14 protein-coding genes and 3 pseudogenes are annotated in these 11,496 nt (G+C 68.0%); 5 read left to right on the forward strand and 12 right to left on the reverse strand.

Going from position 1 to position 11,496, the window contains the following annotated elements; all coding sequences use genetic code 11:
- Nucleotides 1–262: 262 nt before the first annotated feature.
- Nucleotides 263–562, forward strand: coding sequence for an Atu4866 domain-containing protein (locus tag BN159_RS02890; RefSeq protein ID WP_015655390.1), 300 nt, complete (start codon nt 263–265; stop codon nt 560–562).
- Between the two features lie 118 nt (nt 563–680).
- Here the strand turns inward: BN159_RS02890 and BN159_RS02895 are convergent, their stop codons facing one another.
- From BN159_RS02895 to BN159_RS43595, 7 genes are all read right to left on the reverse strand, one after another.
- On the reverse strand, nt 681–1,544 hold the full coding sequence (locus tag BN159_RS02895; protein ID WP_015655391.1) for a helix-turn-helix transcriptional regulator: 864 nt from the start codon (nt 1,542–1,544) through the stop codon (nt 681–683).
- Nucleotides 1,545–1,909: 365 nt separating this feature from the next.
- Complete coding sequence (locus BN159_RS02900; protein ID WP_015655392.1) at nt 1,910–2,791, reverse strand: helix-turn-helix transcriptional regulator; 882 nt, start codon at nt 2,789–2,791, stop codon at nt 1,910–1,912.
- Between the two features lie 221 nt (nt 2,792–3,012).
- Nucleotides 3,013–3,210, reverse strand: a complete 198-nt coding sequence (locus BN159_RS02905; RefSeq protein WP_015655393.1) for a hypothetical protein — start codon at nt 3,208–3,210, stop codon at nt 3,013–3,015.
- 120 nt (nt 3,211–3,330) lie between these two features.
- Nucleotides 3,331–4,128 carry a maleylpyruvate isomerase family mycothiol-dependent enzyme gene (locus tag BN159_RS02910; protein ID WP_015655394.1) on the reverse strand — a complete coding sequence of 266 codons (798 nt, stop codon included), beginning with the start codon at nt 4,126–4,128 and terminating at the stop codon, nt 3,331–3,333.
- Nucleotides 4,125–4,448 (reverse strand): hypothetical protein, encoded by a 324-nt coding sequence (locus BN159_RS43585; RefSeq protein WP_015655395.1) that lies wholly within the window; start codon nt 4,446–4,448, stop codon nt 4,125–4,127. Before BN159_RS43585 ends, BN159_RS02910 begins: the two co-directional genes overlap by 4 nt.
- Complete coding sequence (locus BN159_RS46010) at nt 4,445–4,729, reverse strand: hypothetical protein (protein ID WP_015655396.1); 285 nt, start codon at nt 4,727–4,729, stop codon at nt 4,445–4,447. The genes BN159_RS43585 and BN159_RS46010 overlap by 4 nt, the downstream gene beginning before the upstream one ends.
- A gap of 340 nt (nt 4,730–5,069) precedes the next feature.
- On the reverse strand, nt 5,070–5,330 hold the full coding sequence (locus BN159_RS43595) for a cold-shock protein (protein WP_015655397.1): 261 nt from the start codon (nt 5,328–5,330) through the stop codon (nt 5,070–5,072).
- 105 nt (nt 5,331–5,435) lie between these two features.
- Between BN159_RS43595 and BN159_RS43600 the strand changes: the two genes are divergently transcribed.
- Nucleotides 5,436–5,549 (forward strand): GntR family transcriptional regulator, encoded by a 114-nt coding sequence (locus tag BN159_RS43600; protein WP_408055033.1) that lies wholly within the window; start codon nt 5,436–5,438, stop codon nt 5,547–5,549.
- Between the two features lie 51 nt (nt 5,550–5,600).
- Here BN159_RS43600 and BN159_RS02915 read toward each other — a convergent pair whose 3' ends face one another.
- Nucleotides 5,601–6,371, reverse strand: coding sequence for an IS5/IS1182 family transposase (locus BN159_RS02915; RefSeq protein ID WP_015655398.1), 771 nt, complete (start codon nt 6,369–6,371; stop codon nt 5,601–5,603).
- 29 nt (nt 6,372–6,400) lie between these two features.
- Nucleotides 6,401–7,126 (reverse strand): hypothetical protein, encoded by a 726-nt coding sequence (locus BN159_RS02920; RefSeq protein ID WP_015655399.1) that lies wholly within the window; start codon nt 7,124–7,126, stop codon nt 6,401–6,403.
- Between BN159_RS02920 and BN159_RS45165 the strand changes: the two are divergent.
- Together BN159_RS45165 and BN159_RS46015 are read left to right on the forward strand one after the other, a co-directional pair.
- A pseudogene (locus tag BN159_RS45165) lies at nt 7,052–7,405 on the forward strand (phosphorylase family protein); the annotation flags it as partial. The gene BN159_RS02920 and the pseudogene BN159_RS45165 overlap by 75 nt on opposite strands.
- Nucleotides 7,406–7,597: 192 nt before the next feature.
- Nucleotides 7,598–7,837: pseudogene (locus BN159_RS46015) on the forward strand (S1 RNA-binding domain-containing protein); the annotation flags it as partial.
- 44 nt (nt 7,838–7,881) lie between these two features.
- Here the strand turns inward: BN159_RS46015 and BN159_RS02930 are convergent.
- The 3 genes from BN159_RS02930 to BN159_RS47690 all read right to left on the reverse strand — a co-directional run bounded on the left by BN159_RS02930 (nt 7,882) and on the right by BN159_RS47690 (nt 9,804).
- Nucleotides 7,882–8,922: a pentapeptide repeat-containing protein gene (locus BN159_RS02930; protein WP_157901067.1), complete on the reverse strand. Its 1,041-nt coding sequence runs from the start codon at nt 8,920–8,922 to the stop codon at nt 7,882–7,884.
- A 166-nt stretch (nt 8,923–9,088) separates the two neighbouring features.
- A complete protein-coding gene (locus BN159_RS47685) occupies nt 9,089–9,523 on the reverse strand; it encodes a transposase (protein ID WP_408055034.1) in 435 nt (144 codons plus the stop codon).
- Complete coding sequence (locus BN159_RS47690) at nt 9,448–9,804, reverse strand: IS5 family transposase (RefSeq protein ID WP_015655402.1); 357 nt, start codon at nt 9,802–9,804, stop codon at nt 9,448–9,450. Before BN159_RS47690 ends, BN159_RS47685 begins: the two co-directional genes overlap by 76 nt.
- A gap of 91 nt (nt 9,805–9,895) precedes the next feature.
- Here BN159_RS47690 and fxlM point away from each other — a divergent pair.
- A pseudogene (gene fxlM, locus BN159_RS02940) lies at nt 9,896–11,415 on the forward strand (methyltransferase, FxLD system); the annotation flags it as partial.
- Between the last annotated feature and the right edge of the window lie 81 nt (nt 11,416–11,496).

Consider the following 11,496-nt stretch of genomic DNA (forward strand, 5'->3'; position numbering starts at 1 on the left):
GCCTCGGACGGGCCCCGTTGAGGGGGAACGGTGAGTCGGAGCCGGCACCCAGTCGTGGTGATGGATGTCACAGCCACCAGCGGGAGAGAGCGGTCACGGCCCTCGCACGTTCCGGGTCCGTCGCATCCGGGAGACGCGCCTGTCTCGGCACCCTGATTTCGCCGCGCCGTTCCGCTCGGGGTGGGTGCGCCGCCCCCAGGAAGCCCGCACCTGGGGAGACGGCGGCCTGGTTGCCCTCGGCCGCCGGGCCGACCATGGAGCCATGACCAGCAACGACACGCCCCGCGACCCTCACCCGTACGTCGGGATGTGGGTGACCGCGGACGGATTCATCCGCCAGGAACTGCTGCCCAACGGCCGCTACGACGAGGCCCGCGGAAAGCGCCAGAGCGCCTATACCGGCCGCTACACCGTCACCGGCAACCACATCGACTACGTCGACGACACCGGCTTCACCGCCACCGGCGACGTCCGCGACGGCGTTCTCTTCCACGAGCACCTGGTGCTCTACCGCGTGGGCGACGAGCGTGGCCGGGACGGAGGCATCCGGTCGGGCGGCTGACAGCTCTCAAGGAGCATGAAGGGTCCGTCAGCTTGCTGACGGACCCTTCAAGCAAGATCGGTCACCGACAGGGCCCCCTCGGCTGGGCCGTCCCCACCACTCCTGCCGATGGGCGGTGTCATGCGGTGTCATCAGTTCGCGCAGGTAGCGGGGGCGATTCCCCGCGGTTGGCGCGGGACCGGAGGTCGGCGAAGGCAGCCGCAGTGGCACTGGCCGGCTCGGCCTGGTAGACGACCAGCTGCTGGTGCGGGGCATCGTTGACGGTGAAGGCCGAGAACTGGATCTCCAGAGCGCCGGCCTCGGGGTGTGCGAGGTACTTCGCCTGCTGGGTCTTGCCTTTCACCTCGTGCCGTGCCCACAGTTCGGCGAATTCGGGGCTCTTCGCGCAGAGCGTTTCGACGACTTCGGTGATCCGCTGGGATTCGGGGTCGTATCCGTAGGCCGCGCGCAGTTCGGCCACGCAGGAGTTCGCGGCCTTGTCCCAGTCCTGGTAGAAGGTGCGCCCGGCCGGGTCCAGGAAGATCATGCGGGCCAGGTTGTCGAACCGCTGAAAGCCGCTGTGCAGGGCCGCGGCAAGCGCGTTGTGCGCCAGGATGTCCAGGGCCGGTCCCAGGATGAAGGCGGGGGTGTCGGGCCAGCTGTCGATCAGCTGGAGAAGCTGGGGACTGATCCTTTCGTGACCGGCGGGAATGCCGCGGTGCTCCTGGGGCGCCCGGGTGAGTCTGCGCAGGTGGTCGTGTGCCTCGTCGTCGAGGTGGAGGGCTGCTGCGATCGCGTCGATCACCTGGGGTGACGGACTGGTCTCCCGGCCCTGTTCCAGGCGCATGTAATAGTCGGAGCTCACGCCGGCCAGCATGGCGACCTCCTCGCGGCGCAGCCCCGGCACCCGCCTGCGCCCGTACTCCGGCAGGCCCACGTCCTGCGGCTTGAGGGCTTCGCGCCGTGCTCTGAGGAAGTCTCCCATGGGAGTGCTGCCGCTCATGACCCCAACCTAGTGGGTGGGAATGCCGGCCGCCGGTGGACGGAACGTCCGAGCGTCCGGCCATGCCCCACCCGCGGAGTCGGCCGTTCACAGGATTCAGGCCGCAGGGCCCGGTTCGAGGTGCCTGGCGTGATCGGTACCTCACCGCGCAGACCCGGCATCCCCCGCAAGGCCATCGGTACTCCTGCTTCGGCCGGGGCGAGCCGGCCGAAGCACAAACGGAGCGACTCTCCCGGCTCCACTGTCTGAGTCATGGCGACATCCTCCTTCGCATCCACCCGTGGGTGGGGTGCGGTGGGCGTAGCCCTGGCACACCCAGGAAACGCGGGGACGGGCTGGGTCCTCTCACAGCCGCGAGCACGTCTTCAGTCGGAGACGGCGCCCGTCGCCGTGTCCTGTACGGGCACGGGGCCGGCGCTGAGCGAGCCGAGCAGAGCGAGGGCGTCGGCGGAGGTGGTGCCCGGTTCGGCTTGGTAGACGACGAGCTGCTGAGTGGGGGCACTGTTGACGGTGAAGGACTCGTAGTGCAATTCCAGGTCGCCGACCTCGGCGTGGTGGAAGAGCTTGGCCTCGCGGGTCTTGCCACGCACGTCGTGGCGCGCCCACAGGACGCGGAAGTCGGCGCTTTTCACGGACAGTTCGCCTACGAGCTGGCTCAGCCGCGGATCCTCGGGGTCGACACCGGCCGCCCGCCGCAGTGTGGCCACGGTCGACTCGGCAGCCCGGTCCCAGTCGCGGTAGAAGTGCGGCGCGGCCGGGTCCAGGAACGTCATGCGCAGCAGGTTGTCGGAGTGGGTGAAGCCGGCGTAGAGGGCGCCCGCGAGCCGGTTGCGGGCCAGGATGTCCAAGGCGGGACCCAGGAGGAGGGCGGGCGTGTCGCTCCACGTGTCGAGGAGTCGCCGAAGGTGCGGGGCGACGCGTTCGACGCGCGGCGCACGGCGCGTACGCCGGGTGGTCGGGCCGGCCACGCGGTACAGGTGGGCCACCGCTTCGTCGTCCAGTCGCAGAGCTCGCGCGACGGACTCGAGTATCTGCTGCGACGGGTGCCGTTCGCGGCCCTGTTCCAGGCGCGTGTAGTAGTCGGTGCTCAGCCCGGCGAGCGTGGCGACCTCTTCACGGCGCAGACCGGGCACCCTGCGACGACCGGAGGTAGGAATTCCCACGTCTTCGGGGCGCAGCCGGGCACGCTGTGCGCGGAGGAAACCTCCCAGCGCGTTCGCGCCGGCGGGGTCCTTGTCTGTGTCCATATGTCGAGGCTAGGGCTCCGCACTGCCTTGTCGTGGGGGCGAAGGGGGGCGCGCTTCACCCAGGAACAGGGCACCCTCCCAACCGCGACCCACTGGAGCAGGTGCTCTTGAGGCACGCGGTTGGGCACTGGCCCCGGCCCGACCCCCGACACGCATGCCAAGGTGCTCCACGTGCCGAAGGTCGGCTTGAGGTAGGTGCGGATGATGCCTTCGGTCCGCTCCTACGTCGTCTCGTCGAGCTCCGCGACACCGAGCCTGCGGTCGGGCAGGAAAGCCATGGTCACCTCGCGCTGCGGGTGACGCTGCTCGTCGACCTGGTGGAGGAGCTTCGTGCGTGCCTTCTCGGCCTCGACCTCCATCTCGGCCTGCCCGTGGAGGTACAGAAGCTGCTTCGTGAGAGGGGCACGCCCGGCGTACACCCGCACCTCGAGGCCAACCCCGTTGGGACGGATGCCACCGCGCTGACGTCATCTGGTCTTCGTGGTCGCCATGGCCCGGAACCTGTTCAAGGCTTACTTCGCCGCTCTACAGCACCCGTGCTACTCCTCCGGGTCCCACGCGCGGAGCAGGTCGAACAAACCTGCGTCTCCCTCGATCCGTAGGGAGTCCGCCGGGATACGGTCGTACACGAAGAGAACCAGCTCACTGGCCGTGCCGCGAACGGAGACGCCAGCCGCGTTCGGGCCCTCGTCGGCAGCGGCGACAGACGTCGTGCCGGGCGCGGAGATACGGGTAGAGCGTGCGCCGCCGCCGTCGACCGTGAGGCGCCAGGAGTGGCCCTCGATGGCGTGGAAGTCGAAGGCAGTGGGCTTGTGCGGCCAGGCACTCGTCGTTGCGACGCAGGTGAACAGGAACTCCTCGACACCGTCGAGTGCCACCTCATCCGGCAGCGGCTCCGGGGCACCCACAGTGACCTGGGCGTCGTAGGTGTGCACCGCCATCTGCTGGAGCTGGTGCCGGGCGACGGCGCCACAGGTCTGCGGCGACTGGGACGCACCCCACCACGTCCAGCAACCGCGATCCGGGCCGGCCTTCCGCAATGCGTCCAGCAGTTGCTCCGTGGACTCCGCCAACCAGGCCAGCAGCGCCTCGCGCTCCCGAGGCGCAGCCGGGGCGCCCTCCGCTGCGGACTTGGCCGGAGCAGGCCCTGCGGCGACGGTGGCGGCCCAGGCGCGGCGCCCCTCGCCGATGTGCTCCGCCAGATCGAACAGCGTCCACTCGGGGCAGGTCGGCACCTGTACGTCGAGGCTGGGCGCGGAGGCGACCGCGGCGCGGAAGGCAGTCGACCGTTCGTCGATCAGGCGCAGCAGAACGGGGAGCGTAAGGGTCGTTGTCACATGGACTCTCTATCACCGTGTTCCGACAATCGGACAGTGATTTTCACCGCCGAGGCGGCGAGCGCGCGGCACGGGCCGGGCGCCCTCAGATGACGCCGCGTCCGCCTGGTTTCGATGCGGCCCTCATACAGCCACTGCCATGCTTGTTCTGATGCTGCGGCATCGAGAGCTGGGCTGATGGTGAGCAGTGCGACGGCTATCCACCGGTCTGCCTGCACCGCCGAGTACGCGTCGAAGGAAGCGTGGAGTGCCAGCCGTTGGTCCCTGTCGGGGTTCTGCGTCCAGCACTCGCACCAGTAGCCGTTGGGGAGGTCGTTCACGTGGTGCCTCCCCGCGGGTAGGCGATAAGCACGTAGCGGGTGTTCTCGTCGTGCAGCGTGAGTTGGTGGGCCGTACCCGTGGCCAGATAGGTCAGGGCGCGCTCGTGCTCTGCCTCGTCGGTCAGCCAGTAGCGCCCTGGCTGGGCGTATGCGGCGTCGAGCTGGTCTGCGACGTGGCTCGTGCGTTCGCGTAGCCAGCGCAGTGCGAGGCGGGGGCTGGCTGCACCGTGGATGGCGCTTGTCGGTGCAGGGGTAGGCGGCGGCCCAGCAGCGGTAGGCACCCCAGTTGTCTTCCGTCGATAAGAGGTCCGCGGTCGTCGCTGTCAGCACGGGCTGTCTCCTGGGCGGATATCCCTGATAACTCCGCAGTGACGGTGTGGCCGGTGGCACGCGTGTGGCACGGCTTCGAGCACGGCGAAGGGCCAGCCGGGGAGGAAACTCCTCCTGAGCTGGCCCTTTGTTTTGTGCCCCGGCAGGATTCGAACCCTGCGACACCCGCTTCAGGAGTTCGATCACCGTGCCATGCGGGGTGATGAAACGGCGTGGCACGGCTTGTCGTTGGTCCGGCTGTGGTCGCTTCGGTGTGGAAGCGTTCGCGGCCGTTGATGTCAAGTGTGGATGTCAGACGGGACGGGGAACAATGCTCACCGCTCGGTAGTCGTACCCGTCCTGCTTGAAACCGGGTGCTTCCCAGGTGAGATCGACCTGTTGCCCTGGAGACAGCGTGCGAAAGCCCGGCGCCTGAATGTCGCTGTAGTGGCCGAAGCACCCTCCGGGGGTCTCGGGCGAGTCGAGAACACCCCAACCCTCCTCGTCGTTCCACTCGCGCACGGTCGCAGTTACGACTGCGGCGACCTTAGGGGTCCCTCTGCGGCGACTCATCGGCCTCTCACCTCATCTAAGTCTTCGAGTCTGGCGAGCTGCTGACCATACACATACGCACCCGACTCATCGCCGTACGCATGCTGAGAGGCGGTGACTTCGTCAGTGCCTACGCGCCGCCACGCCATCGCCGATGACCTCCGGAACCAGATCCTGACGGGACGGCTCAAGCCCGGCGAACGCCTTCCCGCTGGGGCCCAGCTAAGGGCTGTCCCGTAAATGATCTCCGAGTCGTCTCGGGCATGGTTGATCGTGGTGAAGCCCGTAGATCTATCCGGCGAGGGCGAGGTTGTGCATCCGGGCGATGCCGAGCATGGCGTGGTGGACGCCGTCGCCTTTGAGGCGGCAGTCCCGGAGGATCTTCCAGGTCTTCATGCGGGCGAAGACGTGCTCGACGCGGGCGCGGACCTGCTTGTGGGACTTGTTGTGGTCTTCTTTCCAGTCCGCGAGTTCGGTCTGGCCGCGCTCCCGGCGGTGCGGGATGACGAGTCCGGTGCCCGGGTAGCCGCCGTCGGCGATGGTGAGGGTCTTTACGACGGCGGCCTTGGCGCCGGATTCCTCCCATGCCTTGCAGTCGTTGCGGTTCCCGGTGAGCGGCCGGCCGACCACGACGACGCGTCGGGTGTCGGCGTCGATGACGACTTGGTGGTTGGTGGAGTATCGGTAGTTCTTCGACCTCTCGGCCACACTGTGGTCCCGAGTGGGGATCAGGGTGCCGTCCACGATCAGCACGGTGTCCTTGGCGAACCGCTTGCAGGGCTGGAGCGCGAGCATCGGCCCGAGGTGGTCGATGATGCGGTCCACCGCCGACTTGGACACCCCGAACAACGGGGCGAGCTGCCGCATCGTAAGGTTCGTGCGCCAGTACGCCGCGACCAGCAGGGCCCGGTCCTCCAGCAGAAGACTCCACCGCCGGCCTTTGCGGATCGCGTCCGCACCCTCGCGTCGCAGCACCGTCACCAGCTTGCCGAACTGCCGAGGGCTGAGCCCGGTGAACGGGGCTATCCAGGACGACTCAGACGCCGTGATCACTGCTGCCATGCGGAGATCATCCCGCACGGCGGGAACGCCTACGTGGACTGCAACTCGCGAACTCGGGCACGGAAGATGCGCCAGCGCCGCTCGTTGTCATGCACCAGCGTTGCCGACTCCGTCATCAGATCAGCTGCCCGGTCCAGCAGCTCGGAAGCCGAATACAGGTAGGCGGGGGCCGTCCGCTCGCCCCCCAGATCGACCCGCAGCGCCGCCGGAGCGAAGTCGATGCAGGCCAGCAGGTCAAGAGCGCGCCGCAACAGCCGTGCGACCAGGGCCTGGAGGCCCGCCGACTGCCAGTCGTTGGCGATGATCCGGTGCCGCTCCCCGAGCAGGTCGACCAGCGCGGGATAGGCAGCCAGGCCCCCCGCGATCTCCCACGCTTGCTCCATCGCACCGGCCAGCCAGGCACCCGTCTGCTCGACGTCATCCGCCAGCAGCCCGACCTCACGTTTCAGCCGCTGTAGTTCGACCGGCTCGCCCTCCCCTTCCATGAAGAGGATCCCCGACGCCGCGGCAAGCCCGGGGGCATTAAGGTCCTCCGTGCCGGCGAACGCGGCCGCCGACGTCTGCTCACCCACGCCCACCACGCTCCACCGGTCGGCCAGCGTCTTCAGCGCCCGAGACCGCGCCTGCAGCTCGCCGGCCTGCCGCAACGGAGCCTGCGAGTAGTACTCCTCATGCTCGCGATGGAACCGCGCGAGATTGTCGATCAACTGCAACAGCGACTCAGGAGGGCTGAGCTGCGCCTCGTCCTCGGCCATGTCAGCAGTGTGCACCAGGTCCCACGCGCACAGACGTCCAGCCACGCCCGTACGCGTCGGATGCGAGCCGCGCGGCCCTCACAGATCTTTACGGGACAGACCTTAGCTGACGACAGATCAGTCCTTGCTGAGCACATTCGACGGCACTACAACAACGCCTGCGCTATCGAAATGGAGGGCTCTGGAGCTGCCCATGCGGCCCATCTCAGCGGACAGTTGGACGTCCTTGTCGTCAGGGGCATCAGTGATCTCGCCAACGCTGAGAAGCACAAAGCCGATGTGTCTGGCTCACAGTCTCACGCCGCTGAACGGGCGGCCATCGCAGCAGTCACGGTCCTGCGCAAGCAGCAGCCCGCTAGCTCACAAGCAAGGCCACTCCAGCCCTTCATCAGTTTGAAGGCCTCTCGGACTCCCACGGCCGTACCCGATGCATTGAGGCATGGCGCACAGGCTGTCACAGCACTTGCATATCCGGGAGTTGGCGATCGGTATCTGGGAACGGTAGTGAAGACCACGACCTTTGGAGCCTTTGTCTCCATGCTGCCGGGTATAGATGGCCTGCTACACATCTCCCAGATTCGCAAGCTGGTCGGCGGTAAGCCGGTCCGCGACGTTGAAGATGTTCTTAGCATGGGCACAACAATTTGGGTTGAGGTCGCTGAGATCGACAGCCGCGGCAAGATCTCCCTGCAACCAGTCATCAACCCCTAAGAACGGCTACACAATGAGTCGGGATGGTGGAAGCCCGACTGTTGTCACGGAGGCAACCCTCGGGTGCCCTTGCGGACCGCGCCTTTGAACTCCGCGGTCAACAGGTTCTTCGCGCCTCTGAAATCGGCGCCGGTCAGGTCCGCGTCGGTGAAGTCCGCGTCGCGGAGATCGACCCCCCTCAAGTCCGCTCCGCGCAGGATGGCGTGAGGCAGGCTGGCACGGACGAGACTGGCCCGCTGCAGACGGGCATCCTCCAATACGGCGCTTGTCAGGTCCGTCTCGTCGAAGTGCGCCCTCGCCGCCTGGATCCGCCTCAGGTCGGCGCGCGCGAGGTGCGACTGATTCAGGTTGGCATCAGTCAGGTCGGTGTCCGTCAACTCAGCCTGGTTCAGGGTTGCTTCCTGCAGAGATGTGCGCGCCATGATCGCCCCGGCCAGATGGGCAAGTTCCAAGTCCGCGCTGCGCAGGTCTGCGTCGCTGAAGTCGGCCTCACGGAAATTGATACCGATCACGCGTTGGCGGGCCCGGTCCCACATCCCCATGTAGCTCAGGTTGCGGAGGCGGACGTTGCGCAGGTTGAAGTCGCCGCGGCCGTCACGCGTGGGATCCCGGTTGGCCAGTACCGTCATGGCCGCCTGGACGTCCGCGGCAGGGCGGGCATCGGCTGAGCCGCCCGCCTGCCCGTGAGTGTGCTCACGGACGTAGGCCGTCAGCAGGGTGACGACGGTGGGGTGGTCGTGCGGCGAATCTCGCATGAGGCGCTCCAGGCCGTAGATGCCGCCGAGGCGGACGTCCACGGCCGACGAGGAGAGGTTGCCGATTGCTGCATTGAACCGGCCGGTGACCTGCCCACGCTCGGCGATCCGCAACTGTTCGCCGGACTGCTGGACCGAAACCCAGGTGAACAGCAAGGCGGCAAGCGCTGCGATCCCGGGTAGCGATGCCGCCGCCAGCGCCGCCCACTGCAGGCGGCTTCCTTCCGTATGGTCGCCCGTGCGAGGACGTCCTGCCCGCCTTTGGCTTCCGTGACGTGCGCCGCGGTGAGAGATTCGGCGCAGCTGCGCCAGGTTGCTCAGCCTGGTCATACGGGCCATGGAACCCCGAAACCAGGGAGGATCGGCGTTCTGGCAGCGCGGCGGACGACAGCTTCGGGCGAACGGCCGAATTCTCACCCGGATCCGCTAACACAGTGAGCGGATCTGGCGCAGGGTGATGAGGCAGCAGGCGAGGTTGAGGAAGGCTACGTGGATATCAGCCCCGCGTTCCCAGCGCACATGCAGGCGCCGGAAGCCATGCGAACGTGCGCTCTGCGACCCAGCGATATCGGCCCAGTCCACTGCCATGGGGTGTGCCCCGGCGGGCCACGACAGGGAGAATCCTGCGCGCGCGGATCCGCTCGCGGTACCTGTCGTGGTCGTAGCCGCGGTCGGCGAGCAGCGCGTCCGGCTTGCGGCGGGGCCGGCCGCGTCGGCCCCGGACGGGTGGGATGGCATCGAGCAGGGGCATGAGCTGGGTGACGTCGTTGCGGTTGCCGCCGGTGAGGACGACCGCGAGCGGGGTGCCGTGGCCGTCGGTGATCAGGTGGTGCTTGGAGCCAGCCTGTCCCCGATCTACCGGCGACGGGCCCGTCTGGAGCCCTCTTTTAGCGCCCTGACGTGGGAGGAGTCGACCACGCAGCGGGACCAGTCCAGGCGGGCGGCGGCGTTCACCTCGTCTAGCAGCACCTCGTGAAGCCTTTGCCAGACTCCGGCCTCGCTCCAGTTCCTCAGCCGTCTCCAGCAGGTCATGCCCGAGCCAAAGCCGAGCTCCCGCGGGAGATGTTCCCACTGGGTGCCGGTGTACAGCACGAAGAGGATCCCGCACAACACCTGCCGGTCCGGGACTGGTTTGCGGCCCGGGTATCGGAACCGTCGCTCCTTCTTCGGCAGCAGCGGCTCGATCCGCTCCCACAGGTCATCCGACACCATCCACGGTGAAGCCCCCATGGCCTCGCCAACGCTCAGCCCACCGGCCGGACACGACCACCAGGACCGATCCACCTCATTGTGTTAGGAGTTCCGCCCGAACGGTCCACTGCACAGGTATGACGAGTGGTCACCGCCTTCGAACAGACAGGAGCCACGCTCGCCCGTCTCGCAGCCCGCGGCGCCCTCACCCGCGGCCTGCGAGCCGTCATCGCCCACCACGTGATCTTCCACGCCAACCGCGCCAGTCTCCTCCAGGACGACCAGAGCGCCCTGTCCCACATCGCACGAGAGGTAGTCATGGGAACGAGTGACCACACCGCGTCGCCCACCGAGGCAACGGCCGACATCGATAGCGTCAGCGCGGTGAACACCGACACGATCACCACCCCCACGGCGGACGCCGAGCGCCTCCGCAACGCCCTGGTCGACCAACTCCGCGCGGACTGACACGCCCGCACGCCCGCCGTCGAGACCGCGTTGCGGACCGTGCCCCGCCACGTGTTCGTGCCCGATGCGTCACTCGAAGACGCCTACGCCAACGCACCCGTACACATCAAGTACGACACCGACGGCACGTCCATCTCCTGCGCCTCCCAGCCCGGCGTCGTCGCCCTCATGCTGGACCAACTCGAAGCCCAGCCCGGCGAGCACATCCTCGAACTCGGCGCCGGCACCGGCTACAACGCCGGTCTCCTCGCCCACCTGGTCGGTGAGAGCGGACACGTGACCACCCTCGACGTCGACGACGACCTCGTGGAGGGCGCCCATGCGCACCTCTCCGCCGCCGGGATCACCAACGTCGAGGCCGTGACCCGCGACGGGGCCCTCGGCTACGCCGAAGCAGCGCCGTATGACCGGATCATCGCCACTGTGGGCGCGCACGGTGTGTCGAACGCTTGGCTGCAGCAGCTCGCCCCCGGCGGCCGGCTCCTCGTCCCCCAGCGCCTCAAGGGCACCGTCTCCCGCTCCATCGCCTACGAGCAGCGTGACGGCCGATGGGTGTCCCTCGGCAGCGAGATGAACACCTTCATGCCGCTTCGGCGGGGCATCGCCGACGATGAGCGCCGAGTGACCCCTCTGAGTGCGGACGGCACCGTACGGCTCCAGGCCCCCGCCGGGCTCAGCATCGACGCCGATGCCCTCGCGGGTGTACTTGACCAGCCCCGCACCGAGGAGTGGACCGGCATGACAGTCCACGCCATGGAGTCGCCGGAGTGGATGGAACTGTTCGTCACCTGTTCCCTCCCCTCTGGCCTGATCCGGATGCTGTTCCCCCAGAGCGCCAAGGGCACCCTGCTCACCGAGGACCCCTACCCCTCGTCGACCGCGGTCGTCGACAAGGGCGCCGTCACCTACCTCGCCCGGCGCCTGTCAAAGGAGAACACCCCCGAGGGCGACAAGCTCTGGGAGTTCGGCGTCATCGGCCACGGCCCCGGCAGCGACGAGCTGGCCGCCAAGGTCGCCGACGCCATCCGCATCTGGGACAGGGAGTACCGAGGCCGTGAGGCCACGTTCGAGATCCAGCCCCTTGACGCCCCCGCCATCGAGCAGCGCCCCGGTCTCTTCGCGCTCGACACCCCGCTGAACCGCATCGTCGTCGACTGGCGATGACGCCCCACCCCTAGCGGACGGTGCCCGCCGGCACACGGCCGGCGGGCACCGCCGCCTCAGCAGTCCTCACTCTCGACCTGG

The organism is Streptomyces davaonensis JCM 4913, assembly GCF_000349325.1.
GTDB classification, from domain to species: Bacteria; Actinomycetota; Actinomycetes; order Streptomycetales; family Streptomycetaceae; genus Streptomyces; species Streptomyces davaonensis.

Excerpts from the sequence above, each read along its gene's own strand:
- BN159_RS02895 (WP_015655391.1), bottom strand. The coding sequence starts at position 1,544 with ATGAGCGGCAGCACTCCCATGGGAGACTTCCTCAGAGCACGGCGCGAA.
- BN159_RS02900 (WP_015655392.1), bottom strand. The coding sequence starts at position 2,791 with ATGGACACAGACAAGGACCCCGCCGGCGCGAACGCGCTGGGAGGTTTC.
- BN159_RS02915 (WP_015655398.1), bottom strand. The coding sequence starts at position 6,371 with ATGGCAGCAGTGATCACGGCGTCTGAGTCGTCCTGGATAGCCCCGTTC.
- BN159_RS02920 (WP_015655399.1), bottom strand. The coding sequence starts at position 7,126 with ATGGCCGAGGACGAGGCGCAGCTCAGCCCTCCTGAGTCGCTGTTGCAG.
- BN159_RS43595 (WP_015655397.1), bottom strand. The coding sequence starts at position 5,330 with ATGAGTCGCCGCAGAGGGACCCCTAAGGTCGCCGCAGTCGTAACTGCG.
- BN159_RS02890 (WP_015655390.1), top strand. The coding sequence starts at position 263 with ATGACCAGCAACGACACGCCCCGCGACCCTCACCCGTACGTCGGGATG.
- BN159_RS02930 (WP_157901067.1), bottom strand. The coding sequence starts at position 8,922 with ATGACCAGGCTGAGCAACCTGGCGCAGCTGCGCCGAATCTCTCACCGC.
- BN159_RS47690 (WP_015655402.1), bottom strand. The coding sequence starts at position 9,804 with ATGGTGTCGGATGACCTGTGGGAGCGGATCGAGCCGCTGCTGCCGAAG.